At 70.9% G+C, this 26,419-nt stretch carries 25 protein-coding genes and 1 pseudogene; 11 read left to right on the top strand and 15 right to left on the bottom strand.

Annotation, left to right across the window (positions count from 1 at the left end):
• Positions 1-12: 12 nt before the first annotated feature.
• From nuoH to ACFYM2_RS18620, 8 genes are read right to left on the bottom strand one after another with little or no spacing between them, the layout of a single operon-like run.
• Positions 13-1,356, bottom strand: a complete 1,344-nt coding sequence (gene nuoH / locus ACFYM2_RS18585; protein ID WP_388837463.1) for an NADH-quinone oxidoreductase subunit NuoH — start codon at positions 1,354-1,356, stop codon at positions 13-15.
• A gap of 26 nt (positions 1,357-1,382) precedes the next feature.
• Positions 1,383-3,905, bottom strand: a complete 2,523-nt coding sequence (locus ACFYM2_RS18590; RefSeq protein WP_388458641.1) for an NADH-quinone oxidoreductase subunit G — start codon at positions 3,903-3,905, stop codon at positions 1,383-1,385.
• Positions 3,902-5,263 (bottom strand): NADH-quinone oxidoreductase subunit NuoF, encoded by a 1,362-nt coding sequence (gene nuoF / locus ACFYM2_RS18595; RefSeq protein ID WP_388458639.1) that lies wholly within the window; start codon positions 5,261-5,263, stop codon positions 3,902-3,904. The genes ACFYM2_RS18590 and nuoF overlap by 4 nt, the downstream gene beginning before the upstream one ends.
• Positions 5,263-6,078: an NADH-quinone oxidoreductase subunit NuoE gene (nuoE, locus tag ACFYM2_RS18600; RefSeq protein WP_388837466.1), complete on the bottom strand. Its 816-nt coding sequence runs from the start codon at positions 6,076-6,078 to the stop codon at positions 5,263-5,265. Before nuoE ends, nuoF begins: the two co-directional genes overlap by 1 nt.
• A 17-nt stretch (positions 6,079-6,095) precedes the next feature.
• Positions 6,096-7,418 (bottom strand): NADH-quinone oxidoreductase subunit D, encoded by a 1,323-nt coding sequence (locus ACFYM2_RS18605; RefSeq protein WP_358998485.1) that lies wholly within the window; start codon positions 7,416-7,418, stop codon positions 6,096-6,098.
• Positions 7,418-8,143 (bottom strand): NADH-quinone oxidoreductase subunit C, encoded by a 726-nt coding sequence (locus ACFYM2_RS18610; protein ID WP_358998483.1) that lies wholly within the window; start codon positions 8,141-8,143, stop codon positions 7,418-7,420. Before ACFYM2_RS18610 ends, ACFYM2_RS18605 begins: the two co-directional genes overlap by 1 nt.
• Positions 8,140-8,694 (bottom strand): NADH-quinone oxidoreductase subunit B family protein, encoded by a 555-nt coding sequence (locus tag ACFYM2_RS18615; protein WP_358998480.1) that lies wholly within the window; start codon positions 8,692-8,694, stop codon positions 8,140-8,142. The genes ACFYM2_RS18610 and ACFYM2_RS18615 overlap by 4 nt, the downstream gene beginning before the upstream one ends.
• Before the next feature lie 17 nt (positions 8,695-8,711).
• Complete coding sequence (locus ACFYM2_RS18620; protein ID WP_030494815.1) at positions 8,712-9,071, bottom strand: NADH-quinone oxidoreductase subunit A; 360 nt, start codon at positions 9,069-9,071, stop codon at positions 8,712-8,714.
• Positions 9,072-9,795: 724 nt separating this feature from the next.
• Between ACFYM2_RS18620 and ACFYM2_RS18625 the strand changes: the two genes are divergently transcribed.
• The 3 genes from ACFYM2_RS18625 to ACFYM2_RS18635 all read left to right on the top strand — a co-directional run bounded on the left by ACFYM2_RS18625 (position 9,796) and on the right by ACFYM2_RS18635 (position 12,013).
• The gene (locus tag ACFYM2_RS18625) at positions 9,796-10,620 is read left to right on the top strand and encodes a C40 family peptidase (protein WP_388458637.1); all 825 of its coding nucleotides are present in this window, start codon (positions 9,796-9,798) and stop codon (positions 10,618-10,620) included.
• Between the two features lie 143 nt (positions 10,621-10,763).
• Positions 10,764-11,306: a hypothetical protein gene (locus ACFYM2_RS18630; RefSeq protein ID WP_358998474.1), complete on the top strand. Its 543-nt coding sequence runs from the start codon at positions 10,764-10,766 to the stop codon at positions 11,304-11,306.
• A gap of 134 nt (positions 11,307-11,440) precedes the next feature.
• Positions 11,441-12,013, top strand: coding sequence for a dihydrofolate reductase family protein (locus ACFYM2_RS18635; RefSeq protein ID WP_388837291.1), 573 nt, complete (start codon positions 11,441-11,443; stop codon positions 12,011-12,013).
• A 168-nt stretch (positions 12,014-12,181) separates the two neighbouring features.
• On the opposite strand, the pseudogene ACFYM2_RS18640 reads toward ACFYM2_RS18635, so the two are convergent.
• Positions 12,182-12,538, bottom strand: a pseudogene (locus tag ACFYM2_RS18640) (ATP-binding protein); the annotation flags it as partial.
• Positions 12,539-12,778: 240 nt separating this feature from the next.
• Between ACFYM2_RS18640 and ACFYM2_RS18645 the strand changes: the two are divergent.
• From ACFYM2_RS18645 to ACFYM2_RS18660, 4 genes are all read left to right on the top strand, one after another.
• Complete coding sequence (locus ACFYM2_RS18645; protein WP_358998465.1) at positions 12,779-13,627, top strand: helix-turn-helix transcriptional regulator; 849 nt, start codon at positions 12,779-12,781, stop codon at positions 13,625-13,627.
• Positions 13,628-13,637: 10 nt separating this feature from the next.
• Positions 13,638-13,838 carry a DUF397 domain-containing protein gene (locus ACFYM2_RS18650; protein ID WP_358998462.1) on the top strand — a complete coding sequence of 67 codons (201 nt, stop codon included), beginning with the start codon at positions 13,638-13,640 and terminating at the stop codon, positions 13,836-13,838.
• Between the two features lie 461 nt (positions 13,839-14,299).
• On the top strand, positions 14,300-14,575 hold the full coding sequence (locus ACFYM2_RS18655) for a hypothetical protein (protein ID WP_388837296.1): 276 nt from the start codon (positions 14,300-14,302) through the stop codon (positions 14,573-14,575).
• Between the two features lie 18 nt (positions 14,576-14,593).
• Positions 14,594-14,980 (top strand): hypothetical protein, encoded by a 387-nt coding sequence (locus tag ACFYM2_RS18660; protein ID WP_388837299.1) that lies wholly within the window; start codon positions 14,594-14,596, stop codon positions 14,978-14,980.
• A 235-nt stretch (positions 14,981-15,215) separates the two neighbouring features.
• Here ACFYM2_RS18660 and ACFYM2_RS18665 read toward each other — a convergent pair whose 3' ends face one another.
• Positions 15,216-16,499: a geranylgeranyl reductase family protein gene (locus tag ACFYM2_RS18665; RefSeq protein ID WP_358998456.1), complete on the bottom strand. Its 1,284-nt coding sequence runs from the start codon at positions 16,497-16,499 to the stop codon at positions 15,216-15,218.
• A gap of 101 nt (positions 16,500-16,600) precedes the next feature.
• On the opposite strand from ACFYM2_RS18665, the gene ACFYM2_RS18670 reads away from it, so the two are divergent.
• On the top strand, positions 16,601-17,173 hold the full coding sequence (locus ACFYM2_RS18670) for a GNAT family N-acetyltransferase (RefSeq protein ID WP_388837302.1): 573 nt from the start codon (positions 16,601-16,603) through the stop codon (positions 17,171-17,173).
• 69 nt (positions 17,174-17,242) lie between these two features.
• Here the strand turns inward: ACFYM2_RS18670 and ACFYM2_RS18675 are convergent, their stop codons facing one another.
• Entirely contained in the window at positions 17,243-17,935 is a 693-nt protein-coding gene (locus ACFYM2_RS18675; RefSeq protein WP_388837305.1) for a demethylmenaquinone methyltransferase, read from the bottom strand.
• Positions 17,936-18,075: 140 nt separating this feature from the next.
• Here ACFYM2_RS18675 and ACFYM2_RS18680 point away from each other — a divergent pair, with 140 nt between their 5' ends.
• The 3 genes from ACFYM2_RS18680 to ACFYM2_RS18690 all read left to right on the top strand — a co-directional run bounded on the left by ACFYM2_RS18680 (position 18,076) and on the right by ACFYM2_RS18690 (position 20,580).
• Positions 18,076-19,089, top strand: coding sequence for a chitinase (locus tag ACFYM2_RS18680; protein ID WP_388837308.1), 1,014 nt, complete (start codon positions 18,076-18,078; stop codon positions 19,087-19,089).
• 73 nt (positions 19,090-19,162) lie between these two features.
• Positions 19,163-19,603 (top strand): MarR family winged helix-turn-helix transcriptional regulator, encoded by a 441-nt coding sequence (locus ACFYM2_RS18685; RefSeq protein WP_388458625.1) that lies wholly within the window; start codon positions 19,163-19,165, stop codon positions 19,601-19,603.
• A gap of 86 nt (positions 19,604-19,689) precedes the next feature.
• Positions 19,690-20,580, top strand: coding sequence for an NmrA/HSCARG family protein (locus tag ACFYM2_RS18690; RefSeq protein ID WP_388837311.1), 891 nt, complete (start codon positions 19,690-19,692; stop codon positions 20,578-20,580).
• 90 nt (positions 20,581-20,670) lie between these two features.
• On the opposite strand, the gene ACFYM2_RS18695 is transcribed toward ACFYM2_RS18690, so the two are convergent.
• The 4 genes from ACFYM2_RS18695 to ACFYM2_RS18710 all read right to left on the bottom strand — a co-directional run bounded on the left by ACFYM2_RS18695 (position 20,671) and on the right by ACFYM2_RS18710 (position 26,332).
• On the bottom strand, positions 20,671-21,309 hold the full coding sequence (locus ACFYM2_RS18695) for a hypothetical protein (protein ID WP_388837314.1): 639 nt from the start codon (positions 21,307-21,309) through the stop codon (positions 20,671-20,673).
• A 15-nt stretch (positions 21,310-21,324) separates the two neighbouring features.
• Positions 21,325-22,524, bottom strand: coding sequence for a cyclic dehypoxanthinyl futalosine synthase (gene mqnC / locus ACFYM2_RS18700; protein WP_388837317.1), 1,200 nt, complete (start codon positions 22,522-22,524; stop codon positions 21,325-21,327).
• Between the two features lie 93 nt (positions 22,525-22,617).
• Positions 22,618-23,322 carry a prepilin peptidase gene (locus ACFYM2_RS18705; protein ID WP_388837469.1) on the bottom strand — a complete coding sequence of 235 codons (705 nt, stop codon included), beginning with the start codon at positions 23,320-23,322 and terminating at the stop codon, positions 22,618-22,620.
• 37 nt (positions 23,323-23,359) lie between these two features.
• Positions 23,360-26,332: a BTAD domain-containing putative transcriptional regulator gene (locus ACFYM2_RS18710; protein WP_388837320.1), complete on the bottom strand. Its 2,973-nt coding sequence runs from the start codon at positions 26,330-26,332 to the stop codon at positions 23,360-23,362.
• Positions 26,333-26,419: the final 87 nt, after the last annotated feature.

Below are 26,419 nucleotides of genomic sequence, written 5' to 3' on the forward strand. Positions count from 1 at the left end.
TCCGATGGCGTGTCAGACACCGTCGCCCTCCCTTCCTTCTGCGTCACTCTGAGTATCCGTCCCGCCACTGACAATCAACTGGCCCTCATGGCGCGGCCGTCGGCGGGGCACGGGCGGAAGGGTCTGGCCGGGCAGCGGCGGCACCGGGAATCCCCCGGCCATCGGGTCGAAGGCGGCGGGTTTCGCCCCCTCGGCCCCTTCGGCCCCTTCGGCCCCCTCGTTCTCCTTCTTGTTCCGGAACACGTCCACGAGGAAGGAGAGCAGCAGCAGCGCGAGGACCGCGCCGGCGACGTACAGGACGACCTTGGAGAAGCCGTAGCCCTCGTTGTGCAGGGCCCGCACGGTCGCGACCATCATCAGCCAGACCACGGAGACCGGGATGAGGACCTTCCACCCCAGCTTCATGAGCTGGTCGTAGCGGACCCGGGGCAGCGTGCCGCGCAGCCAGATGAAGAAGAAGAGCAGCAGCTGGACCTTGATGACGAACCAGAGCATCGGCCACCAGCCGTGGTTCGCGCCCTCCCAGAAGGTGCTGATGGGCCAGGGGGCGCGCCAGCCGCCGAGGAAGAGGGTGACCGAGACGGCCGAGACGGTGACCATGTTGACGTACTCGGCGAGCATGAACATCGCGAACTTGATCGAGGAGTACTCGGTGTTGAAGCCGCCGACCAGGTCGCCCTCGGACTCCGGCATGTCGAACGGGGCGCGGTTGGTCTCGCCGACCATCGTGACGATGTAGATGATGAAGGAGACCGGCAGCAGCACGATGTACCAGCGGTCGCTCTGCGCCTCCACGATCTTCGAGGTCGACATCGACCCCGAGTACAGGAAGACCGAGGCGAAGGCCGCGCCCATCGCGATCTCGTAGGAGATCATCTGCGCGCAGGACCGCAGACCGCCGAGGAGCGGATAGGTGGAGCCGGAGGACCAGCCCGCGAGCACGATGCCGTAGATGCCGACCGAGGCGACCGCCAGGACGTACAGCATGGCGATCGGCAGGTCGGTGAGCTGCATCGTGGTGCGGTGGCCGAAGATCGACACCTCGTTGCCCGCGGGCCCGAAGGGGATCACGGCGATCGCCATGAACGCGGGGATCGCGGCGATGATCGGGGCCAGGACGTAGACGACCTTGTCGGCCCGCTTGACGATGACGTCTTCCTTCAGCATCAGCTTGATGCCGTCGGCGAGCGACTGGAGCATGCCCCAGGGGCCGTGCCGGTTGGGCCCGATCCGCAGCTGCATCCAGGCGACGACCTTGCGCTCCCACACGATGGAGAACAGCACGGTCACCATCAGGAACGCGAAGCAGAAGACGGCCTTGACGACGACGAGCCACCAGGGATCGCGGCCGAACATGGAGAGGTCTTCCGCGGCGAACGTGATCACGCCTCCACCACCTCCGAGGGTGCTTCCGTGGCGGCCGGTCCGATCCGGACGACCTGTCCGGGGACCGCGCCGGTGTCGGCGGCGACCCCGCCGCCGACGGAGTTCAGCGGCAGCCAGACCACGCGGTCGGGCATCTCGCTCACCTGGAGCGGGAGTTGGACGCCGCCGCGCGGGCCGGTGACCTGGAGCAGGTCGCCGTCCTTGACGCCGGACTCGGCAGCGGTGGCCGCCGAGAGCCGTGCCACGGCCGCGTGCCGGGTGCCGGCCAGCGCCTCGTCGCCCTCCTGGAGCGAGCCCCGGTCGAGCAGCATCCGGTGGCCCGCGAGGACCGCCTCGCCCTCGGCGGGCCGGGGCAGAGGCCGCGCGGACGCGACCCCTGGCTCCAGGGGTCCGCTCGCGCGCGGCCCGTCCCAGGTGCCGAGCCTGGTCATCTCACCCCGTACGGAGCGGACGTCGGGCAGCGCGAGGTCCACGTCGAGCGCGTCGGCCAGCATGTGCAGGACGCGGGCGTCGGTGGGCGACGGCGTGCGGGTCAGCTGTTCGGGCTTCAGAGCCGCCTCGAACAGCCGCGCGCGGCCCTCCCAGTTGAGGAAGGTGCCCGGCTTCTCGGCGACCGCGGCGACCGGGAAGACGACGGCGGCGTGGTCGGTCACCTCGCTCGGCCGCAGTTCCAGGCTGACCACGAAGGCCCCCGCGAGCGCCTGGCGGGCCCGCGCGGGGTCCGGCAGGTCGGCCGGGTCGACGCCCGCGACGAGCAGCGCGCCCAGTTCCCCGGTGACGGCGGCCTCGACGATCTGGCCGGTGTCGCGCCCGTAGCGGTGCGGGAGTTCGCGTACGCCCCAGGCGGAGGCGACCTCGTCGCGGGCGCGCGGGTCGGTGGCCGGGCGCCCGCCCGGCAGCAGCGAGGGGAGCGCGCCCGCCTCCACCGCGCCGCGCTCACCGGCCCGGCGCGGGATCCACACCAGTGCGGCGCCGGTCGCGGTGGCCGCGCGCACGGCGGCGGTCAGGCCGCCGGGCACGCCCGCGAGGCGTTCACCGACGACGAGGACGGCGCCCGGCGAGCGCAGCGCGTCGGCCGCGCGCGCGCCGTCATCGTCCAGGCCGACGCCGCCCGCGAGCGCGTCGAGCCATTCGGTCTCGGTGCCGGGCGCCGCGAGCAGCAGGGTGCCGCCCGCCTTCTTCAGGCCCCGCGTCATGTGGCTGGCGAGCGAGAAGGTGCGCTGGCCGTGCCCCCGCCAGGCCTTGCGCAGCCGCAGGAAGACGCCGGGCGCCTCCTCCTCGGACTCGAAGCCGGCGAGCAGCACCGTCGGCGCCTGTTCGAGCAGGGTGTAGGTCACGCCCTGTCCGTCGAGGTCGCGCCCGTGCCCCGCGACGCGGGCCGCCAGGAAGTCGGCCTCCTCCGCGGAGTGCGGGCGGGCCCGGAAGTCGATGTCGTTGGTGTCCAGGGCGATCCGGGCGAACTTGGCGTAGGCGTACGCGTCCTCGACGGTGAGCCGGCCGCCCGTGAGGACCCCGGCCCGCCCGCGCGCGGCGGCGAGTCCTGCGGCGGCGGCCTCCAGCGCCTCCGGCCAGCTCGCCGGTTCCAGTACGCCCTCGGCGTTGCGCACCAACGGCGTGGTCAGCCGGTCGTGCTGCTGCGCGTACCGGAAGGCGAACCGGCCCTTGTCGCACAGCCATTCCTCGTTGACCTCGGGGTCGTCGGCCGCCAGGCGCCGCATGACCTTGCCGCGCCGGTGGTCGGTGCGGGTCGCGCAGCCGCCCGCGCAGTGCTCGCACACCGAGGGAGACGACACGAGGTCGAAGGGGCGGGAACGGAAGCGGTAGGCGGCGGAGGTCAGCGCGCCGACCGGGCAGATCTGGATGGTGTTGCCGGAGAAGTACGACTCGAACGGGTCGCCCTCGCCGGTGCCGACCTGCTGGAGCGCGCCCCGCTCGATGAGTTCGATCATCGGGTCGCCGGCGATCTGGTTGGAGAAGCGGGTGCAGCGCGCGCACAGCACACAGCGCTCGCGGTCCAGGAGCACCTGGGTGGAGATCGGGACGGGCTTCTCGTAGGTGCGCTTGTGGCCTTCGAAGCGCGAATCGGTGGAGCCAACCTGCATCGCCTGGTTCTGCAAGGGACACTCGCCGCCCTTGTCGCAGACCGGGCAGTCCAACGGGTGGTTGATCAGGAGGAGTTCCATCACGCCGCGCTGGGCCTTCTCGGCGACCGGCGAGGAGAGCTGGGACTTGACCACCATGCCGTCGGTGCAGGTGATGGTGCAGGACGCCATCGGCTTGCGCTGGCCCTCGACCTCGACGATGCACTGCCGGCACGCGCCGGCCGGGTCGAGCAGGGGATGGTCGCAAAAGCGCGGGATCTCGATGCCGAGCTGTTCGGCGGCGCGGATCACCAGAGTGCCCTTGGGGACGCTGATGCCGATGCCGTCGATGGTCAGCGAGACCGTTTCCTCAACGGCCTTGGACGGCCCCGCCGCCTCGCCGCCCCCGGAGGAAGCGCTACTCGTCGTCACAGTCATGCGTTCACCTCCGTGCTGTCGTCCGCCCAGGCGGTGGACCTGGCGGGGTCGAAGGGGCAGCCCTTGCCCGTGATGTGCCGCTCGTACTCGTCGCGGAAGTACTTGAGCGAGGAGAAGATCGGCGAGGCCGCGCCGTCGCCGAGCGCGCAGAACGACTTGCCGTTGATGTTGTCGGCGATGTCGTTCAGCTTGTCGAGGTCGTCCATCGAGCCCTTGCCGGCCTCGATGTCGCGGAGCAACTGGACCAGCCAGTACGTCCCTTCGCGGCAGGGCGTGCACTTGCCGCAGGACTCGTGGGCGTAGAACTCCGTCCAGCGGGTGACGGCCCGCACCACGCAGGTGGTCTCGTCGAAGCACTGGAGCGCCTTGGTGCCCAGCATCGAGCCGGCCGCGCCCACCCCTTCGTAGTCGAGCGGCACGTCAAGGTGCTCGTCGGTGAACATCGGGGTCGAAGAGCCGCCCGGCGTCCAGAACTTGAGCCGGTGGCCCTTGCGCATGCCACCGCTCATGTCGAGCAGCTGGCGCAGGGTGATGCCGAGCGGCGCCTCGTACTGGCCGGGGGTGGTGACGTGCCCACTGAGCGAGTACAGCGTGAAGCCGGGGGACTTCTCGCTGCCCATCGACTTGAACCAGTCCTTGCCCCGGTGCAGGATCGCGGGAACCGACGCGATGGATTCGACGTTGTTCACCACAGTGGGGCACGCGTACAGACCGGCGACAGCGGGGAAGGGGGGTCGCAGCCGGGGCTGGCCGCGACGGCCTTCGAGGGAGTCCAGGAGCGCGGTCTCCTCACCGCAGATGTACGCGCCGGCGCCCGCGTGCACGGTGAGGTCGAGGTTGAGACCGCTGCCCAGGATGTCCTCGCCGAGGAAGCCCGCCTCGTACGCCTCACGCACGGCCTCGTGCAGCCGCCGCAGTACGGGGACGACTTCGCCGCGCAGATAGATGAAGGCGTGCGAGGAGCGGATCGCGTAGCAGGCGATCACGATGCCCTCGATGAGGGAGTGCGGGTTGGCGAACAGGAGCGGGATGTCCTTGCAGGTCCCGGGCTCCGACTCGTCGGCGTTGACGACCAGGTAGTGCGGCTTGCCGTCGCCCTGCGGGATGAACTGCCACTTCATGCCGGTGGGGAAGCCGGCGCCGCCGCGCCCGCGCAGTCCGGAGTCCTTGACGTAGGCGATGAGGTCGTCCGGCGTCATGGCGAGCGCCTTGCGCAGGCCCTCGTAGCCGTCGTGGCGGCGGTAGGTCTCCAGGGTCCAGGATTCGGGCTGGTCCCAGAAGGCGGAGAGGACCGGCGCCAGCAGCTTCTCCGGGCTGCTGCCGTTGCCGTTTCCCTCGATCTCGGTGGCCAAGGTCATCACTCCCCCTCCTCGGAGACCGGGCCCGCCGGGTGCTCGGGGTCGGACGCTGAGGTCGGCTGCGGTGCGTCGTGCGAGCTCAAGTGGTGTGAGCCCGGCTGGGGTTCGTCGTGCGGTTCCTGGCCGCCGCGCGGGTGCACCACGCGCGCGCCCGGCGTCTCGCCCCTGGCCAGGCGCAGCCCGGCGAGGGAGGCGGGGCCCGCGCCGCCGGACGCCGCGACCGCGCCGGGGCGCTCGTCGGGGAAGCCGGCCAGGATGCGCGCGGTCTCCTTGTACGTGCACAGCGGCGCGCCCCGGGTGGGCTCCACGGGGCGTCCGGCGCGCAGGTCGTCCACCAGGCGCTTGGCGCTCTCGGGGTCCTGGTTGTCGAAGAACTCCCAGTTGACCATCACGACGGGCGCGAAGTCGCAGGCGGCGTTGCACTCGATGTGTTCCAGGGTGACCTTGCCGTCGTCGGTCGTCTCGTTGTTGCCGACGCCCAGGTGCCGCTTGAGCTCGTCGAAGATGGCGTCGCCGCCCATGACCGCGCAGAGCGTGTTGGTGCAGACGCCGACCTGGTACTCGCCCGACGGCTTGCGCCGGTACATGGAGTAGAAGGTGGCGACGGCCGTGACCTCGGCCGTGGTCAGCTCCAGGAGGTCCGCGCAGAAGGCCATGCCGGTGCGGGAGACGTATCCCTCCTCGGCCTGGACGAGGTGGAGCAGCGGCAGCAGCGCGGAGCGGCTGTCGGGGTAGCGGGCGACGATCTGCCTGCCGTCCGCTTCGAGCCGGGCGCGTACATCGGCCGGGTAGTCGGGCGCGGGCAGTTGGGGCATGCCCAGGTGGGTGTCGGTCACCGGTCGACGCCTCCCATCACGGGGTCGATGGACGCGACGGCGACGATGACGTCGGCGACCTGGCCGCCTTCGCACATGGCCGCCATGGCCTGGAGGTTGGTGAAGGACGGGTCGCGGAAGTGGACCCGGTAGGGGCGGGTGCCGCCGTCGGAGACGACGTGCACGCCGAGTTCGCCCTTGGGCGATTCGACGGCCGCGTACACCTGGCCGGCCGGGACCCGGAAGCCCTCGGTCACCAGCTTGAAGTGGTGGATCAGGGACTCCATCGAGGTGCCCATGATCTTCTTGATGTGGTCGAGGGAGTTGCCGAGGCCGTCGGGGCCGAGCGCGAGCTGCGCCGGCCAGGCGATCTTCTTGTCCTCGACCATGACCGGCCCGGGCGCGAGCCGGTCCAGGCACTGCTCGACGATCCTGAGCGACTGGCGCATCTCCTCCAGACGGACCAGGAAGCGGCCGTAGGAGTCGCAGGTGTCGGTGGTCGGCACGTCGAACTCGTAGGTCTCGTAACCGCAGTAGGGGTCCGTCTTGCGCAGGTCGTGCGGCAGGCCCGCCGAGCGCAGGATCGGGCCGGTGGCGCCGAGCGCCATGCAGCCGGTGAGATCGAGGTAGCCGACGTCCTGCATGCGGGCCTTGAAGATCGGGTTGCCGGTGGCGAGCTTGTCGTACTCCGGCAGGTTCTTCCTCATCGTCTTCACGAACTCGCGCAGCTGGTCCATCGCGCCGGGCGGCAGGTCCTGGGCGAGGCCGCCGGGGCGGATGAACGCGTGGTTCATCCGCAGACCGGTGATCAGCTCGTAGAGGTCGAGGATGAGTTCGCGGTCTCGGAAGCCGTAGATCATGATCGTGGTCGCGCCCAGCTCCATGCCGCCGGTGGCGATGCACACCAGGTGCGAGGAGAGCCGGTTGAGCTCCATGAGCAGCACGCGGATGACCGAGGCCCGGTCGGGGATCTGGTCGGTGATGCCGAGCAGCTTCTCGACGCCGAGGCAGTACGCCGTCTCGTTGAAGAACGGCGTCAGGTAGTCCATGCGCGTGACGAAGGTGGTGCCCTGGGTCCAGGTGCGGAATTCGAGGTTCTTCTCGATGCCGGTGTGCAGATAACCGATTCCGCAGCGGGCCTCGGTGACGGTCTCGCCCTCGATCTCCAGGATCAGCCGGAGCACGCCGTGCGTGGAGGGGTGCTGGGGACCCATGTTGACGACGATGCGTTCGTCGTCGGCCTTCACGGCGGACTGGACGACGTCGTCCCAGTCGCCGCCGGTGACTGTATATACAGTCCCCTCGGTCGTCTCCCGCGGGGACGAAGGTGACGTGGTCATCAGGTGTACGACCTCCGCTGGTCCGGAGCCGGGATCTGGGCGCCCTTGTACTCGACCGCGATGCCGCCGAGGGGGTAGTCCTTGCGCTGCGGGTGGCCCTGCCAGTCGTCCGGCATCATGATCCGGGTGAGGGCGGGATGGCCGTCGAAGACGAGACCGAAGAAGTCGTAGGTCTCGCGCTCGTGCCAGTCGTTGGTCGGATAGACCTCGACGAGCGAGGGGATGTGCGGGTCACTGTCGGGGGCGCTCACGTCGAGCCGGATGAGCCGGCCGTGGGTGAGGGAGCGCAGGTGGTAGACGGCGTGCAGCTCGCGGCCCTTGTCCCCGAGGAAGTGGACGCCGCTGACGCCCGTACAGAGCTCGAAGCGCAGGGCCGGGTCGTCGCGCAGGGTGCGGGCGACGCGCGGCAGGTGTTCGCGCGCGATGTGGAAGGTGAGCTCGCCCCGGTCGACGACCGTCTTCTCGATGGCGTTCTCGGGCAGCAAGCCCTGTTCCTCCAGGGCGCCTTCGAGTTCGTCGGCCACCTCGTCGAACCAGCCGCCGTAGGGGCGGGAGGCGGCGCCGGGCAGCGTCACGGTCTTGATGACGCCGCCGTAGCCGCTGGTGTCACCGCCGTCGGCGGCCCCGAACATGCCCTTGCGTACGCCGATGACGTCGCCGGTGTTCTCGCGCGGGGCGGGTACGCCGCTCTGCTCGGGGGTCTCGGGCGTATCGGGAGAGCTCACCGCAGCAGCCCCTTCATCTCGATGGTGGGGAGCGCCTTGAGGGCCGCCTCCTCCGCCTCACGGGCCGCCTCCTGCTGGTTGACCCCGAGCTTGGAACTCTGGATCTTCTGGTGGAGCTTGAGGATCGCGTCCATCAGCATCTCGGGGCGGGGTGGGCAACCGGGCAGGTAGATATCAACCGGGACAATGTGGTCAACACCCTGAACAATCGCGTAATTGTTGAACATTCCGCCCGATGAAGCGCAAACCCCCATGGAGATGACCCACTTGGGGTTGGGCATCTGGTCGTAGACCTGCCGCAGCACCGGCGCCATCTTCTGGCTGACCCGGCCGGCCACGATCATCAGGTCGGCCTGGCGCGGGGAGCCGCGGAAGACCTCCATGCCGAACCTGGCCAGGTCGTACCGGCCCGCGCCCGTCGTCATCATCTCGATGGCGCAACAGGCGAGGCCGAAGGTGGCGGGGAAGACGGACGCCTTGCGCACCCAGCCCGCGGCCTGCTCAACCGTGCTCAGTACGAAGCCGCTAGGCAGTTTCTCTTCGAGTCCCATAAGTGCCCCTCAGCCCCTCAGTCCCATTCCAGGCCGCCGCGCCGCCACACATACGCGTAGGCGACGAAGACGGTGAGCACGAAGAGCAGCATCTCCACGAGCCCGAAAAGCCCCAGGGCGTCGAAGGTGACCGCCCAGGGGTAGAGGAAGACGATCTCGATGTCGAAGACGATGAAGAGCATCGCCGTCAGGTAGTACTTGATCGGGAAGCGACCGCCGCCGGCCGGCGTGGGAGTGGGTTCGATGCCGCACTCGTACGCCTCAAGTTTCGCCCGGTTGTACCTTTTTGGGCCGATAAGCGTGGCCATGACCACGGAAAAGATCGCAAACCCTGCCCCGAGGGCGCCGAGCACGAGGATGGGCGCGTAGGCATTCACGCTCCTCGCTCCTTCCAGTCGTCCTTGACCGTTGGACCGCACAGCGGGCCCCGCGAACCGCCTCGTCGCTCCTTCGCACGGCGCGAAGATCGCCCACATGTGAGGCAGTTCACAAGCCCGACTGCCCCGCATCTTATGCCCGGCGGTCTGTGATCTGCGACACGGGGTACGTCAACGCCTTTGTGATCTCCACCACCTGACGAAGGATCATTAAGTCGGATGAGCGGTGATCTTCATACGCGAAGCGCCTGAGTGATCACGAGACGTGACATCCCGAGGTGTTACCGCTGGTCATCGACGGTCTGGCATTATCAAGACATGTGCGCTACAGGCAAATTGGCGGGGCAAGCGCCATCAGTGATAAGCGCCCGGCGCTCACTCGCGCGGGGGACTTCGGCCCCCGGCAGTGGACGCGTGCGCGCGTTCACGAGACGCACCGGCTCTCCCCACCCGACCCGATCTCTTCATGCTGTGACCTGTGTCACACACCAACGCGCCGGAAATCAACGGGGCTTGGCCATCGACGTGAGGGGATGGTAAGCGCCGGGCAATTCGGGCGTTTCATGGAAAACGCAAGATCACAGGCCTGTTTGCCGCTGCCGGGATTGTCCGTTACGGCGTCAATAAGCCCCGGCGTGAAGCGGATTCACAGCCTCCGGAGCCAACTGTGGCGCAGCACACGTTTCTTGAAGGGAACCCCGAACCCCTGATAGCGGTTATTCCCATGTCCCACACCGCTCACATACCCAGCCACCGGAAGCCCCGCCGCAGCGCCTCGAAGGTCTCGCTCCGGGCCGGAGTTGCCGGTGGCGTACTCAGCACCATCGCGCTGGCCGGCGCGGCCGCCCCCGCCATCGCCGCCCAGCCGGTCACCGAGACCATCGAGATGCCGACGCTGACGGGCGACCTCGCGACCACCGCGGCCGCCTCCGCCCAGGCCACCAAGGCGATCGCCGCCGACCTCCAGCTCCAGGCCGCCCAGGACGCCGCCGCGTCCTCCGCCGCCAAGGACGCCAAGCAGGCCAAGGACGACGCCGAGAAGAAGGCCGCCGAAGCCAAGGCCAAGGCGGACGCCGAGGCCAAGGCGAAGGCCGACGCCGCCGAGCGCGCCTCCCGCTCCGCCGAGCGCACCACGCTGAAGTCGGTCGCGGCCACCTCCACCGGCACGACCTCGGTGAAGTCCTCCACCGCCACCGGTTCGGCCGCCGCCATCGTCAACTTCGCGCTGGCCCAGGTCGGCAAGGCGTACGTCTCCGGCGCCACCGGCTCCAGCGCGTACGACTGCTCCGGTCTCGTGCAGGCCGCCTACCGCCAGGTCGGCGTCGACCTGCCGCGCGTCTCGCAGGACCAGTCGGCCACCGGCACCGATGTCTCGCTGTCCAACCTCCAGCCGGGCGACATCCTGTACTGGGGCGGCAAGGGCTCCGCGTACCACGTGGCGATCTACGTGGGCGGCGGCCAGTTCGTCGGCGCGCAGAACCCCTCCACCGGCGTCGTCGAGCGCAGCCTGGACTGGGACTCCCCCTCGGGCGCCGTCCGCGTTCTCTGAGGCGTCCAGCGGCCTTCTGAGCCGCACGCGCACCTTCCGCAAGGGCCGTCGCTCCCCCGCTCGGGAGCAACGGCCCTTCGGCGTGCCCGGATTGTGTTGAACTCTGCCCGTTTCCGGGCAGCATTCCTCCAGGGGGTGGGGGAATGGACGAGCAGGTGCGGGGCGCGGATCCGCGTCCCTATGAGGTCTACGCCGACGGGCTCGGCATGTTCGCCACCATCGGCACCGTGTTCCTGGCGCTCGGCCTGTGGATGCTCACCGGCATCCGCCCCTGGCAGGGTCCTGTCGACTGGTCAAAACTCGCCTTCGGCTGGGGCTTCGCGCTGTTCGTCCTCGGCGCCGGCGCGTTCCTGGTCCTCGCGTGCGTGTACGGGACGCTGCGCCCGGTCATCCGCGCGGACGCGCGGGGCATACACCTCGCCACCCGGTTCGACGCGGCCTGGTCGCAGGTGCGCGAGATCGAGGTGGGCACGGTCGCGATCTGGGAGCTCGGCGACGAGGGGACGGCCGGGGGCTACGAGCACCACCGCGCGGTGTGGGTGACGCTGCACGACGGCAGGCGCCACGAATATGTCGCGCGCCGCCAGAACGGCGGCCTCTCCCCGGACGAACTGCGCACCGGTCTGTCCCGGTTCGCCGGAGAGATCCCCGTCCGCTGGACGGACGAGGTGGAGCGGCGCTGCTGAACGGGGCGGGGCGCGGGGCGCGGCGGTCGATGAGTTCGGGTGTGACCCGGGGTCAGAATGCGCGTGAGCGCGTACCGGCGGCCCTGGCGGCCGCGCGCACCGTACGTATTCCGCCACGGACCCGAGGACTTTCGATGCGCACCTTGATCAGCACCGCCTTCATCTCGCTCGACGGGGTCGTGGAGGCCCCGGGCGGCGAGTCCGGATACCGCAACGCCGGCTGGACCTTCAAGGAGGTCGCCTTCCTGCCCGAGGCGTTCGAGATCAAGGGCCGGGAACAGGACGAGGCCACCGCGATGCTCCTCGGCCGCGTGAGTTACGAGGCGTTCAGCCCGGTGTGGCCCGGTATGGAGGACTTCGCCGGCTACAAGGTGATGCCCAAGTACGTCGTCTCGACCACCCTCACCGAGGACGCCCTGGTGCCGGACTGGGGCGAGACCACGATCCTGCGCTCCCTGGACGAGGTCGCCGCCCTGAAGCGGACCGAGGGCGGCCCGATCATCGTGCACGGCAGCGCCACCCTGAACCGCGCCCTCTCGGACGCGGACCTGATCGACCGCTACCACCTGCTGGTCTTCCCCCTCCTGCTCGGCGCGGGCAAGCGCCTGTTCAGCACGGCGGACAAGGACACGCAGCGGCTGTGTCTCGTGGAACACGAGGCGTACGGGAACGGGCTCCAGAAGAACGTGTTCGAGGTGGTGCGCTGACGGCGCGGCGCGCCGGTCCACGTGGTTCGCCAGCGCGGAAGGCGGCGCCGCGAGCGCCGTGCCGTACGCGCTCACGACGCCCCCCCGCCCGCCCCTGACCATGCGGAACCACACGGCCTCGGATGTCGGCCGGGGCCCGCCGTAGTAGGTCGCGCCCCACGCGTCCGTCAGTTCCTCGACGAGCGCCAGGCCGCGCCCGCACTCCCGGAACGCGGAACCGGCTCCGGGCGGGCCGGGCAGCGGGCGGGGCTGGTCGTCGTGGACGCGGACCGTCACCTCGTCCTCGCCGAGCACCACCTCGACGTGCACGAGCCCGGCGCCGGTGTGCCGGTGGACGTTCGTCACGAGCTCGCTCGTGCAGAGCCTCGCGGAGTCGACCAGTGGTGCGTGCCCGGCGACCCGGACCAGCGCGGCCACGACCGCGCGCAGCTCGGCCGCCGCGGTGGCGCGGTTCGCGGTGGTCAGCCGGTGTGTCCTGGTCGAGGCGATGGGGTGTCCGGGTGGTGCGGTGGTTGCGATCGTCATGCCGCCTTCTCCCAACGGAGGTGTAGTCACGTCGCGTCACCCCGCGTGGCATGTGCCGCCCACGCCTCACTGGGCTGCGGGTGACTGCACTTCGTGCTCAGAGGGGTGCGTCGCGGTGCCTTGTGGAAGGTAGGGCACAACATTGTTACGGCGCAACGGTGGTACGCCCGTCGCACCCGGAAGGATGGACGCGTGACAGGGTCGGGCGGCACACTCGTACCGGCAGAAGAGGGAGGGCTCATGCCGCCACGGAGTTACCCGACCGCGAGGCAGAAGCGGTTGGGTACGGAGCTGCGCAAGATGCGGGAGCGGGCCGGCATGTCCGGTTCCGAAGCCGCAGCCTTCCTGGGCGGCGAGCGCGCCCAGATCAGCCACATCGAGTCAGGCCGCTACGGCGTGAGCAGCGAGCGGGTGCGGCGCCTGGCCGTGCACTACTCGTCCACGGACAAGTACCTCGTCGACGAGCTCGCCAAGATGGCCGACGAGCGTGGCAAGGGCTGGTGGGAGGAGTACCGAGGAGCGCTGACCCCCGGCAACCTTGATGTGGCCGAGTTGGAGTTCTACGCAACGAGACTCCGCGGGATTTACATGCTGCACGTTCCGGGGGTGCTCCAGACGCCTGCGTATGCTCGCGGGCTCATTCAGAGCAGCGTGGCCGCCCTCCCGGCCGGCGAGCTCAACCTTCGCGTGGAGCACCGTATGCGACGGCGCGCGATTTTCGACCGCCCCAACCCGACACCGTTCGAAGCGTTCGTCCACGAAGCCGCGCTACGCATGAGGTATTGCGACGGCAGCACGATGCGGGAACAGCTCGATTTCCTGACCGAGGCCTCGCAGTGGCCATCGACGACGCTTCGGGTCATCCCCTTCGATGCCCAGATCACGGGCTCTGTGCACTCGATGCAGTACGCGGTGGCCCAGGTACCGGCGCTCGACACTGTCCAGATCGACAGCGCCTTCGACGGGGGATTCCTGGACGCCGAAACTCAGCTCACGACGTACCGGGAACTACTCTCCTCCGTCGAGTCGATCTCACTCGGAGTGGAGGAGTCATGCAAATACATTCAACGCATCGCACAGGAAGTGTGAGTCAATCGGCATGACCGACGGAATCAAGTGGCAGAAGTCTTCCTTCTCGGGAGCCGACAACAATCAGAGCTGCGTGGAACTTGCCCCCGCCGACGGAATGATCAAAATCCGCGAGAGCGACGACCCGGACGTGGTCGTGACGACGAGCGTCCACAAGCTCCGCGCCTTCGTACTGGGAGTCAAGGCCGGAGAGTTCGACCACCTGATCTAGTGAATGCTTCATGCGGCGCCCCTCATCCGTGCAGCTGAGGGGCGTTTGGCATAGAACGGTGCAATTTTGGGACGGCACACCGTTGCACCCACGGTCGCAACAGCGCTACGGTCGCTCCGCGTCGCCCAGCCCTTCACAGTGCTGTCGGACTCCGACTCGCGGGCCGCACAACGCCCTGCGCCGAAGCGGTGTTGGGCCGCAAACGGCAGCCCCAGACCCCATCCCTCGAACGAGGCGGGGACAGTCATGCCCTCATGCGGGAGGACACCGCACCATGTCCGTCCATCAGGCCGCCCTGGAGCCACACCGCTTACCCGCTCGCTCTCCGCAGGCGTCGGCCGAACCCCCGGCTTTTGGTTCGAGGCGCTGCTGCACCGCCCCTGCGCGAGCCTTCGCATGCGGCAAGCGCTCCATGCCCTGGTCGCAAGGCAGCTTGCCGCACACAGAGGGGAGTTGGAGGCTTGACTCTCGCCCTGGCCACTGATCACCCGGGGTGGCGAGAGGACCCGCACCGGCGGCAGGCCGTACGGCTCGTCGAGCATCGCGGCGTCCCCTGGCTCGCCCAGTGGGACGGGTCGGGACTCGCGCTCCGGCCGCTGAGGAGCACCGATGCCGACCCTCCGGCGACCTCGTACACCTCGGCCATCGGCCTGCCCCACCACCCCGACATCGCCGCCCTCGTCGCGGAACTCGTCCCCCTCGGGACCATCCTGCGCCTCACGAACCCGTCCCTGTAGGACGCCGTCACCGCCGCCGTGCTCCAGGATGCCGAACGGGCGGTAGTGCGGCGCGTCGCCGTCGCCCACATCCGACGCGCCGAGCAATGGCGGGCCTTCGCCCCCACTCCGTACCGGCTCGTGCTCGCCCTGCACGCGGCCGGCCTCCCCGGGGCGACCGCCTGCCGGGCGGCGGCCGACTACACCGGCGACTTCTCCGTGTACCCTGCCGCCGACACCGCCGTGCGCGATGCCGTGACCCGGCTCCTCTCGGCGCCCCAACTGCCGTCGCCGGAAGACGCGTTGACGGAACGATGGGACGACTGGACGCGCGGCCGAAGCGCCCGTCACGCCCTGACCCTGTTCACCCTGACGGCGGGAGCCGAGCCCCCTCTTCAAGAGGCGGCACAATCGAGCCGACCATGAAGTCGGTTACTAACCCGCCGCCTTCTTCGGCATCCACACCAGTTCGAGGGGCCATGCAACAGCAGTGGCAACGGCGGACGGCCCGTACAAGGGCAGCGTTTCGTTGCGCAGCACCCTCAACAATCCCGCTGGTTGAGCACCTGGCGGACGGGTCATGGAACCGCCTCCGCACACGCGGATGCCTACGGCGCAAGGGCAGTTGCACCGTAGGCACACGGACGGCAGCGTCAGGTGGTCACGCCTTCGGTGCGACCTTCGACAAGCCGTTGATGATGCGGTCCATCGCGTCCCCGCCCGTCGGGTCCGTCAGGTTGGCCAGCATTTTTAGGGTGAACTTCATCAGGAGCGGGTGGGTCAGGCCGCGCTGGGTGGCGATCTTCATGACCTTCGGGTTGCCGATGAGCTTCACGAAGGCGCGGCCCAGCGTGTAGTAACCGCCGTACGTGTCCTTGAGGATCTTCGGGTAGGCGTGCAGGGCCAGTTCGCGCTGGGCGGGGGTCGCGCGGGCGTGGGCCTGGACGATGACGTCCGCCGCGATCTGGCCCGACTCCATGGCGTACGCGATGCCCTCGCCGTTGAACGGGTTGACCAGGCCGCCCGCGTCGCCGACCAGCAACAGGCCCTTGGTGTAGTGCGGTTGGCGGTTGAAGGCCATCGGCAGGGCCGCGCCGCGGATCGGGCCCGTCATGTTCTCCGGGGTGTAGCCCCAGTCCGCCGGCATGGACGCGCACCACGCCTTCAGGATCTCGCGCCAGTCCAGCTCGCGGAAGGCGGAGGAGGAGTTGAGGATGCCGAGGCCGACGTTGGACGTGCCGTCGCCCATGCCGAAGATCCAGCCGTAGCCGGGGAGCAGCCGGTCCTGCGGGCCGCGCCGGTCCCAGAGCTCGAGCCAGGACTCCAGGTAGTCGTCGTCGTGCCGGGGCGAGGTGAAGTACGTCCGTACGGCCACGCCCATCGGGCGGTCCTCGCGCCGGTGCAGACCCATCGCGAGCGAGAGCCGCGTGGAGTTGCCGTCGGCCGCCACCACCAGCGGGGCGTGGAAGGTGACCGGGGTCTTCTCCTCGCCGAGCTTGGCGTTGACGCCGATGATCCGGCCGGTGCGCTCGTCCAGGACGGGAGCGCCGACGTTGCAGCGCTCGTAAAGGCGGGCGCCCGCCTTCTGCGCCTGGCGCGCCAGCTGCTCGTCGAAGTCGTCACGCTTGCGGACGAGTCCGTAGTCCGGGTACGAGGCGAGATCCGGCCAGTCGAGCTGGAGCCGGACGCCTCCGCCGATGATCCGCAGGCCCTTGTTGCGCAGCCAGCCGGCCTCTTCGGAGATGTCGATCCCCATCGAGACGAGCTGCTTGGTGGCGCGCGGGGTCAGACCGTCGCCGCACACCTTCTCGCGCGGGAAGGCGGTCTTCTCCAGGAGCAGCACATCGAGTCCGGCCTTGGCCAGGTAGTACGCGGTCGTCGAACCGGCCGGGCCGGCGCCGACGACGATCACGTCGGCGGTGTGTTCGGAGAGCGGCTCGGTCACAGCGGGATCTCCCGAAGACTCGAATTTGCGTGCCGAGAAGCACAGGACCCATGCAGTCTATGGGTGGCCGTTGATCGACATCGCGAAGGGTTGCCCCCGCCATGAGCACTGTGTCCGCCGAGTCAGCCGAGTCCGCCGAGCCCGCCCGGTCCGGCGCCCCCGAGAAGCCCCTTCCCGTCGTACGGCTGCGCGTGCCCACCGAGGAGGACGCGTACGTCTGGCACCGCGTGTTCGACGACCCGGACGTGATGGAGTTCCACGGCGGACGCCCGGCCGAGGTCTCCGTGTACGAGGAACTGACCGCCCGCCAGCGCAAGCACGACGCCGAGCGCGGATTCTGCCTGTGGACGCTCCTGGACGAGGACGACACGGTCATCGGCTTCACCGGCGCGCAGCCCTGGCCGCTCGACGACTGGGGCCCGGTCGGCGAGATCGAGATCGGCTGGCGCCTCGCCCGCACCCACTGGGGCCGGGGTTACGCGACGGCGGCGGCCCGGGCGACCCTGGCCCGCGTCCGCGCCGCCGGCGTGCCGCGCGTGGTGGCGATGGTGCATCCCGGGAACGTACGTTCGGTGGCGGTGACCGAGCGCCTGGGGATGACGCTGTCCACGACGTACCCGTCGGCGAAGCTGGGGGTGGACGCGCTCTGCTTCCGGCTGGAGCTGGGTGCCTGACCCGGGCCCGGCCGGGCGGGCGGGAGCCGGGTGCCTGACCCGGGCCCGGCCCGGTCACGCCCGGCCGGGCTACGCCTTGAAGCCCCGGTGCAGCGCCACGATCCCGCCCGTCAGGTTCCGCCACGCCACCTTGGACCAGCCCGCCCCCTGGAGCCGCGCCGCGAGCGCGTCCTGGGCGGGCCAGGCCCGGATGGACTCCGCGAGGTAGACGTACGCCTCCGGGTTGGAGGACACCGCCGTCGCGACGGGCGGCAGCGCGCGCATCAGGTACTCCGTGTACACCGTCCGCAGCGGCTTCCAGGTCGGCTGCGAGAACTCGCAGATCACGACCCGCCCGCCCGGCTTGGTGACCCGGTACATCTCGCGCAGCGCGGCGTCGGTGTCCTGCACGTTGCGCAGCCCGAAGGAGATCGTCACGGCGTCGAAGGTGTCGTCACGGAAGGGCAGCTTCGTCGCGTCGCCCGCCGTGAACGGCAGGTGCGGCTGGCGCCCCTTGCCGACCTTGAGCATGCCGAGCGAGAAGTCGCAGGGCACGGTGTACGCCCCGGCCGCCGCGAAGGGCAGCGAGGAGGTGGCCGTGCCGGCCGCGAGGTCGAGCACCTTCTGCGCGGGGCGCGCGTCGACCGCCTTGGCGACCGCCTTGCGCCACAGCCGGGCCTGGCCGAGGGAGAGCACGTCGTTGGTGAGGTCGTAGTGTGCCGCGACGTCGTCGAACATCGAGGCGACTTCGTGCGGCTGCTTGTCCAGGGATGCGCGGGTCACGGGGCCCATTCAAGCAGGGCGCCCCCAAGCTCCGGCCGCCCGGCCCTCACCGGCAGGGACCGGCCACGTACATTCTCCTTTCGGTGCCACGGGTTTCGGTGCCACGGGGGCGCACATACATGAGAGCGGGTGCACACGACATGCGGAGCTTCCTGAGAGTGCCGGTCGCGGGGGCCGGTGTCCTGGCCGCGCTGATGTGCGCGGGGTGCGGCGCGGACTCCGACGCCCCGAAGGCGCCGACCCACACCCCGGCCGCCCCCGCCGCGACCGGCCCGCTGTCCACCACGTACTCCCCCTATGTCAGCGCCACCACCGCCGCGCCGACCGACGCCGTCGGCTCCCCCGCCGTCTACAACCTGGCCTTCGTGATCGCCCACGGCAACACCTGCCGCGCGGTGTGGGACGACGACACCGCGATCGTGGACAGCGACGTCAAGGACCGGGTGGCCGCGCTCAAGAAGGGGGGCGCCTCGGTGCGGGTGTCGTTCGGCGGGCAGGCCGGCAAGGAGCTCGCGCTCACCTGCCGCACCCCGGACCAGCTGGCCGCCGCCTACGGCTCCGCGCTGGACGCGGCCGGCGCCACCGAGGCCGACTTCGACATCGAGGGCGCCGCGCTGACCGACGCGGCCGCCCTGTCCCGGCGCGCCGAGGCGATAGCCCTGCTCCAGAAGCGGCGCACCCTGAAGGTGACGTTCACGCTGGCGGCGATGCCGACGGGGTTCACGCCCCAGGCGCTGGCGCTGCTCACGTCGGCCAAGGAGCACGGCGTGACGGTCTCTGCGGTCAACGCCATGACGATGAACTACGGCACGTCGTTCGGCGGGAACATGGGCGACTACGCGGTACGGGCGGCGACGGCCGCGCAGAGCCAGCTCAAGCAGGCGCTCCAGCTCTCCGACCGGGCGGCCTGGCAGGGGCTCGGGGTGACACCGATGATCGGCGTCAACGACGTCAAGGGCGAGACGTTCACGCTCGCGGACGCGGCGAAGGTGCGGAAGTTCGCCCGGGACAAGGGCGTGGGGCGGGTGTCCATGTGGGTGACGTACCGCGACCAGAAGTGCGCCGGCGGCGTCAACACCTCGGTGGCGCAGCCCAGTTGCAGCGGCGTCGACCAGGAACCGGGCGCCTTCGCGAAGGCGCTGTCCCAGGCCTGAGCCCGGGCGTTGCGTGGCCTGCCGGCCCGCGACGAGTAGGCTGATCGTTCGACTTCGGACCGGGGAGACCGGCGTGGACTATGGCGACAAGCTCTTCTGGCTCTCGGTCGTGATTCAACGCAAGTACGCACAGATCTGCGCCGAGTTCGACCTGACCCCCTCGCAGGCCACGCTGCTCTGCGCGGTCAGGAACGAGCCGCGGCGGATGGCTGACCTCGCCGCGTCGTTGGGTATGACCAAGAACGCGTTGAGCCAGCTGGTCGATCGCACCGCGCGGCGCGAGTTGGTCGGCCGGACAAGCTCGGCGCAGGACCGCCGGGTCGTCATGCTCAGTGCGACGCCCGCGGGGAAGGTGCTCGGCGAGGCCATCTACGCCGAGGTCGCCAAGCGCCTGCCCGAGATCGCGGGGAACCTCGACGCCGACGACCAGCGCGACTTCGAGCGCGTGGCCACCGCCATCGTGGACACCTCGGACCTCTCTTCGCCCACCCCGAGCCCACCCATCGCACCGTGAGGTGATCCCGCCCCACCCGCACCTTGACGACGTTCACGTCATGAACTAATTTCGTTCATGGCATGAACTACTTAGGGGTGGAAGCGATGAGCACACAGACGACCGGCACGATCGCGGTCTTCGGCGCGACGGGGCAACAGGGCGGGGCGGTGGTCGACGCGCTGCTGGACCACAAGGCGCGGGTGCGGGCCCTGGTCCGCGACCCGCGGTCCGACCGGGCTCAGGCGCTGGCCGCCCGCGGCGTCGAGCTGGCGGCCATCCGGGCCGAGGACCCGGCGTCGCTGGCCGCCGCGCTGTCGGGGGTCGAGGGGTTCTCCTTCATGACCCCGGAGGCGAACAGCCTCGAAGAGGTCGAGGCGGAGATCCGCGTCGGCACCGCGCTCGTCGACGCGGCCGTCGAGGCGGGCGTCCCGCACGTCGTGTTCAACTCGGTCTTCGGAGCGGACCGGGAGTCGGGTGTGCCGCACCACGACTCGAAGCACTGGATCGAGGAGCGCCTGAAAAAGTCCGGCCTCAGGGCCTCGATGGTTCGCGCGACCGCCTTCATGGAGAACTTCGCGAGCGTGTTGGCACCGAGCCTGGAGCACGGGGAGATCGTGCTGAGGATGCCGCTGCCGGAGGACGTCGCCCTGAAGATGATCTCGGTCAGGGACATCGGCCGGGTCGCCGCCGCGCTCCTGCTCGGCACCGCGCAGGCGCCCGGCGGAGCCGTCGAGCTCGTCGGCGACGAGCTGACGGGCCCCCAGATCGCCGCGGCGTTCGGCGCGCGCGCCGGGCTCCCGGCACGGTACGAGGTCCTCCCGTTGAGCGTGCTTCCCAACGACCTCGACAAGGTGATGTTCCGCGAGTTCGCGAACGCGGGCAGATACCCTTCGGATTTCGCGGTGGTGCGCGCGATCGAGCTGGCCACCCTGGACCTGGTCGAGTGGATCCGAGTCACCGGCTGGAGCGCGCCCACAAACGCGGCCGTTTCCTGAGCCGCCTCCGGCCGCGATGAACGTCCCGCGACCGGGCTACTTGGAACGCGATCGGGCCGCTCAGAACCGGGGCTCGGAAGCAGACACCCCCTAGGCGCGCCGGTGCAGCAGCCGGCCGCCGATGACGGTGGCCACGCAGGTGCCGGCTCCTCGCGCGCGCAGGGCCTCCTCGTCCGGCGCCGCGAAGACCGCGAACCGGGCCGGGCCGCCCACCGCGAGTGGGGCCCGGAAGGCGGCGGCCGGCGGGGTGTCGGCGAACGGGTCCAGGGTGGCCGGCCCCGCGCCGTCAGAGGCGCCCGGCAGGACCTCAAGTCCCGCCCGGCGTACGGCACTTCGCACCGACGGGGTGGTCAGCGAGGCCGTCACCGCCACCACGCCGCGCGCGAGCAGCTTCTGGGTGCAGCGGCGGGCGCTGTTGCCCCGGCGGGACTCGCCCGGCGCGAGCGCGGCGAGCGCGGCCCCGGTGAGCGGTTCGCTCCCGAGTTCGTCCACCTCGAAGGGGTCGTCCGGGAAGTAGGTGTGCTCGAACAGGGCCGTGCCGTGCCGGTTGACCAGGCCCGGCGTGAGCATCCCCGGCCAGCGGCGGACGCGCGCGGCGGGATGGGCCGCCGCCACGTCCTCGTACCGCCCGATGGCCGCGATCCGGCCGCCGTCGACGAGGACCGCGCCGCCGGGAACCGGCTCGCGGTCCCCGGGCAGCAGCAGTTCGGCGGCGTGCAGCGTCAACACCTCAGGACCACGGCCTCAGTTGGCGGAGAGGAGCTTGAGCTCGGGGTGGGCGGTGCCGCCGGCGATCGCGGTGGAGGAGATGTGGGACTGGACGCGCGCGTCGACCGGGTCGTTGGCCGGGTCGTCGTGCACCACAAGGTGCTCGTAGGTGGTGGAGCGCTGGGCGGGCACCCGGTCGGCCGTGCGGATCATGTCGATCATCTCGCCGAGGTTCGAGCGGTGCTTGGCGCCGGCGGAGGAGACGACGTTCTCCTCCAGCATGATCGAGCCGAGGTCGTCCGCTCCATAGTGCAGGGTGAGCTGCCCGGCCTCCTTGCCGGTGGTCAGCCAGGAACCCTGGATGTGGGCGACGTTGTCGAGGAAGATCCGCGCGATGGCGATCATGCGCAGGTACTCGAAGATGGTCGCCTGGGTGCGGCCCTTGAGGTGGTTGTTCTCGGGCTGGTAGGTGTACGGGATGAACGCGCGGAACCCGCCCGTACGGTCCTGCACGTCGCGGATCATGCGCAGGTGCTCGATGCGCTCGGCGTTGGTCTCGCCGGTGCCCATGAGCATGGTGGACGTCGACTCGACGCCCAGGCCGTGCGCGGTCTCCATGATCTCCAGCCACCGCTCGCCTGACTCCTTGAGCGGCGCGATCGCCTTGCGCGGCCGCTCCGGCAGGATCTCGGCGCCGGCCCCGGCAAAGGAGTCGAGCCCGGCGGCGTGGATGCGGCTGATGGCCTCCTCCACGCTCACCTTCGAGATGCGGGCCATGTGCTCGACCTCGGAGGCGCCGAGGGAGTGGATGACCAGCTGCGGGTAGGCCTTCTTGATCGCCGAGAAGTGCTCTTCGTAGTACTCGACGCCGTAGTCGGGGTGGTGCCCGCCCTGGAACATGATCTGGGTGCCGCCGAGCTCCACGGTCTCCGCGCAGCGGCGCAGGATGTCGTCGAGGTCACGGGTCCAGCCCTTGGCGGTGTCCTTGGGAGCGGCGTAGAACGCGCAGAACTTGCACGCCGTCACACAGACGTTGGTGTAGTTGATGTTCCGCTCGATGATGTACGTCGCGATGTGCTCCATGCCGGCGTAACGCCGCCTGCGCACCGCGTCGGCGGCGGCACCGAGCGCGTGCAGCGGCGCGGAGCGGTAGAGGTCGAGCGCTTCCTCGGGGGTGATCCGCCCACCCGCGGCGGCACGGTCGAGAACGGACTGGAGATCGGCCTTCTCAGTCACCGGGGTGTCCCTTTCTGGGGGGTACGGGCAGACCGATCCAGCGTACGCCAGGGGGTGGGGGCGGGTGTGCGGGGGCCATCGCGTGGCCTGGCCTTATGCGGTGAGGCCGCCCAGCAGCAGGCCGCCGAAGGCTCCGGCGATGAGGAACGGGCCGAGCGGGAACGCGGTCTTGCGTCCGGCCCTTCGGAACACGACGAGCCCCATCCCGTACACCGCGCCGAGGACGAGACCGAGCAGCGCTCCGGCGAACAGACACGGCCAGCCGTACCACCCGAGCGCCACGCCGAGCCCGAGCGCGAGCTTCACGTCACCGAAACCGAGGCCCGCCGGATTGATGAGGAACAGCACGAAGTACCCGGCGCCGAGCGCGAGCCCGCCGAGCAGGGCGGCCCCCCAGGAACCCGCGTGCCCGGGCAGCAGCGCGGCGAGCCCAAGCAGCAGGGCGCCGGCGGCGGCCAGCGGCAGGGTGAGCGGGTCGGGCAGTCTGCGTACGGCCAGATCGACCAGGGCCAGCAGTACCGCGAACGGCGCGAGCAGCAGCCAGACCGCCAGTTCGGGGCGCGGCCCGGTGGCGGCGGCGAGCGCGGCGCACACGAGCGCGGTCCCGGAGACGGCGTACAGGACCCGGCCGCTTGCGGTGTCCGCCTGGCAGTCACGGCAGCGCGCGGGGCCGAGCCACCCGGCGATCGGATGCCCGGCCGGGCAGGCCGCGCGCCAGGGCTCGCCGGGTTCGACGGAGAGCCGGTGCAGGGCGCGCGGCAGCAGGTATCCCGCGCCGGCGCCCCACCCGGCGGCCATGATGGTCAGCGTCGCGTTCACGGGACCACAGTGCCCGTCAGCCCGCCGACGCCGCGACGGGCCCGGCGTCACCGCGCCAGGCCGGAAGGAGTTCGTCGAGGAGGGCGACGGTGCGCGGGGGCAGGCCGCGCGGGCCGCTGCGCGCGGTGAGCTCACCGACCAGCGCGCGCAGGCCGTCCTGGTCGCCGCTCTCGTGCGTGGCCCGCAGGAGCTCGTTCCACAGCCGCTCGTCCGACGGGGAGCTGGCGAGCGCGGTGCGCAGCACACCGATGGCCTTGCCCGGCCGCTCCTGTTCGCGGTGGTGCGCACAGAGCGCGAGCGCCACATCGGCCACCAGGAGCGGGAGTTGGGTGTCGATGATCTCGTGGCCGAGCCAGCCGTAACGGCCCTCGGCCCGGTCGGCCAGCAGCGGGCCGCGCACCAGGCCGAGCGCGTCGGTGAGCAGCCGTTCGCGCACCGAGGCGCGCCGGGCGCCCCGCCCCTCGGTCGCCTCGTAGTGCAAGGAGCGCAGCACGTCGAGGTCGGAGACGACGGAGGGGGCCAGGGTGAGCCGGCCCCGGGCGTCGGTACGCAGCCGGGGCGAGCCGTCCTCGTCGGTGCCGAGCCAGTCGCGCAGCCGCCCGAGCAGGGCGTCGCGCACCTCGTCGGTCACCCCGCGCGGCCACATGGCGGAGGCGAGGACGAGCGGGTGCACGCCCTCGCGGTGCAGGAGCAGCAGGGCAAGCGCCTCGTGCAGCAGGGCGCTCCGCTCGTCGTCCGGCGCGTCGAGCCCGATGATCTCGTACGTTCCGACCAGGCGGGCGTAGACGGCGGGGCGGCCCCGCTCGGTGATGTCCACGAGGAAGGCGTGGGTGGCGGGGGCCGGGTCGTCGCCGTCCGGGCCGGGCATGGTGTCGGCGGTGGCGAAGAGGCGTACGACCGCGTCGTGCACCTCGGCGGGGAGCAGTTGCGCGGTGAGTTCGAGGCCGAGCAGGGGCGCGGTCAGCCGGCCATCCCCGGTGACCTCCAGGTCCCAGGCGGCGCCCAGCTCCGGCGCCGCCGCGTCGACGCCGACCAGGCAGCCGATGCCAAGACGCCCGGCGCCCGCGGTCAGTTCGGCGAGCGCGGCCGCCTCGGCCCGGGTCGGGGTCTCGGCGATCATCACCAGGTGCGGGGCCCAGCGGGTGTGCTGGGCCGGTCCTGTGCGCCCGGTGAGGACCGAGTCGTGACCGGCCGCGTCGAGGGCGGCACGGCGCTGCTGGATCTCCGCGCCGAGGTCTTCGATGAGCACCGCGACGGATTCGAGGTGGCGCAGCCGGGTCGGGGCGAGGGCACCCAGTTCGCGGCCGAACCCGACGACGGTGACGGTCATGCGGTCGGACCAGCCGCTGGTGGCGAGTTCGGCCGCGACCGACGAGAGCACCGCGGCGCGCGCACCGGCCGGGCCGCTGAGCGAGACCGGGCCGGGGGCGGCCTCCAGGTTGAGGAGGAGCCGGGCGCCGTCGAGCGTGCCGAGGCTGACCAGGCCGGGGTAGGGCGCCGCCGCGGTCTCGGGCGTCATGTCCTGATAGCCGGAGGCCGCGGTGCGCTCAAGGCGCCACACGGTGGCGTCGCGGCCCTCTTGCCAGGGGGCGGGCGGCTCGCCGGACGGCTGGGCCAGCTGGAGGTGCAGCTCGGTGGCCGTGAACCAGGCCGCGTACACCACGGGCAGCGCACGGCCGGCCTCGTCGAGGGACGCGGCGAGGCCGCGAAGCGCCAGGTCGAGGAAGCGTACGGCCTCGGGGTCGGCGCCGATCAGCAGGGCGTCGTGGACATCGGCGTCGGCGCCGGTGGGCACGGGGGGCTCCATGCCGCGCCGTCCCGCTACGGCCGTCATCGCGGACTGCCACAGCGCCATGCGGCGGCGCCGGCCGAGCGCTCCTAGCACGCCCGCGGCGAGCAGCGGCGCCCCGATGAGCGCGTCGGCGAGCCCGAACCCGCTGTCGGTCGAGGACGCGGTGGTGTCCTCCTGGGCCTGTTCCGCCGCCGGGGCGGGTGCGGGGGCCGCGGCGGCCGGGGCCTGCTGTTCCGGTACGGCGCCCGGGGTTGCGGGCGTCTCGGCCGGCCGCGCCCCGACTGCCTGGCCCGCGGGCTGCGCGTGGCCGCCGGACTTCGCGTACTCGGCTATCTGCCGCTGGAGTTGGGGCGAGGCCTTGGGCGCCTGGACCGGCATCTCGACCAGGTCGCCGCCGTGGGCGTCGGCCGGCATCTCCATGATCCAGCCCGGCCGGATGAGGCTGGCCTCGGACAGTTTGGTGCCGTCGGGCTGCACCCGGTCCTTGTTGAGCTGGTAGATCTCGTGGTAGCGCCGCCCGTCCCCGAGGTGGCGCTCGGCGACCTCCCACAGCGAGTCGTGGTGGCGTCCCTCGGGCGGCTGGATCCGGTAGAACTTGGTGGCTCCTTCGGCCGCCGCCCCCTCCCGCGTCTCGGCCGCGTGGTGCGCCTGCGCCGCCGCCTGCTTCTGCATCGCCTCGGCGACGGTGGCCGCCTGGTGCTGTCCCGGCAGTTGCTGGGCCGCTGCGACGGTCGGCCTGCTGGTGTGCTCGATCTGCTGGCCGTGCCCGAGCCCCGGCGTGAAGCTGGCGGCGGTGGCCGTGATGAGCAGCACCGCGGCGATCAGCTGACGCGCGAGCAGCTGGCTGGGGCCCGCGCCCGGCACCCGCGAGGGCAGCCCGACCCCGGACACGGCGGCCTTGACCTCCACGAGCACGCACGCGGCGAACTGCGCCCAGGCCAGCCACACGACCAGCGTGAGGATCTTCACGAACACGTTCACGGAGATCTGCTGCCGCACCATGTCGAGCGAGGGCATCCGGTGCGGCAGCGGCCACCCCACGCTCGCCACGAGCGCCGCGGGCACACCCACCACGAGCCCGAGCAGCGCGACGAAGGCGAGGAACGCCTTGGCGAAGTCACCGGGCGTACGCCGACGCGGCAACGGCTGCGGCGTCCGGTTCGCCGGACCCGCGGGGCGGGAGGGGGTGCGTGCCATGGGGTGGGTTCCTGAGAGTGAGTACGGGCCCAGCGGGCCGGTCCGGCAACGGGGCCGGGGGCTCGATGACCCCCAACTCCCCTGAAT

It is taken from the genome of Streptomyces sp. NPDC006711, assembly GCF_042869775.1.
GTDB lineage: Bacteria > Actinomycetota > Actinomycetes > Streptomycetales > Streptomycetaceae > Streptomyces.

Excerpts from the sequence above, each read along its gene's own strand:
- ACFYM2_RS18645 (WP_358998465.1), top strand. The coding sequence starts at position 12,779 with ATGCCGCCACGGAGTTACCCGACCGCGAGGCAGAAGCGGTTGGGTACG.
- ACFYM2_RS18615 (WP_358998480.1), bottom strand. The coding sequence starts at position 8,694 with ATGGGACTCGAAGAGAAACTGCCTAGCGGCTTCGTACTGAGCACGGTT.
- ACFYM2_RS18650 (WP_358998462.1), top strand. The coding sequence starts at position 13,638 with ATGACCGACGGAATCAAGTGGCAGAAGTCTTCCTTCTCGGGAGCCGAC.
- ACFYM2_RS18690 (WP_388837311.1), top strand. The coding sequence starts at position 19,690 with ATGAGCACACAGACGACCGGCACGATCGCGGTCTTCGGCGCGACGGGG.
- ACFYM2_RS18710 (WP_388837320.1), bottom strand. The coding sequence starts at position 26,332 with ATGGCACGCACCCCCTCCCGCCCCGCGGGTCCGGCGAACCGGACGCCG.
- ACFYM2_RS18605 (WP_358998485.1), bottom strand. The coding sequence starts at position 7,418 with ATGACCACGTCACCTTCGTCCCCGCGGGAGACGACCGAGGGGACTGTA.
- ACFYM2_RS18680 (WP_388837308.1), top strand. The coding sequence starts at position 18,076 with ATGCGGAGCTTCCTGAGAGTGCCGGTCGCGGGGGCCGGTGTCCTGGCC.
- ACFYM2_RS18635 (WP_388837291.1), top strand. The coding sequence starts at position 11,441 with ATGCGCACCTTGATCAGCACCGCCTTCATCTCGCTCGACGGGGTCGTG.
- ACFYM2_RS18670 (WP_388837302.1), top strand. The coding sequence starts at position 16,601 with ATGAGCACTGTGTCCGCCGAGTCAGCCGAGTCCGCCGAGCCCGCCCGG.
- nuoH (WP_388837463.1), bottom strand. The coding sequence starts at position 1,356 with ATGTTCGGCCGCGATCCCTGGTGGCTCGTCGTCGTCAAGGCCGTCTTC.
- ACFYM2_RS18625 (WP_388458637.1), top strand. The coding sequence starts at position 9,796 with ATGTCCCACACCGCTCACATACCCAGCCACCGGAAGCCCCGCCGCAGC.
- ACFYM2_RS18590 (WP_388458641.1), bottom strand. The coding sequence starts at position 3,905 with ATGACTGTGACGACGAGTAGCGCTTCCTCCGGGGGCGGCGAGGCGGCG.
- nuoE (WP_388837466.1), bottom strand. The coding sequence starts at position 6,078 with ATGCCCCAACTGCCCGCGCCCGACTACCCGGCCGATGTACGCGCCCGG.
- nuoF (WP_388458639.1), bottom strand. The coding sequence starts at position 5,263 with ATGACCTTGGCCACCGAGATCGAGGGAAACGGCAACGGCAGCAGCCCG.
- ACFYM2_RS18705 (WP_388837469.1), bottom strand. The coding sequence starts at position 23,322 with ATGGCCGCCGGGTGGGGCGCCGGCGCGGGATACCTGCTGCCGCGCGCC.
- ACFYM2_RS18630 (WP_358998474.1), top strand. The coding sequence starts at position 10,764 with ATGGACGAGCAGGTGCGGGGCGCGGATCCGCGTCCCTATGAGGTCTAC.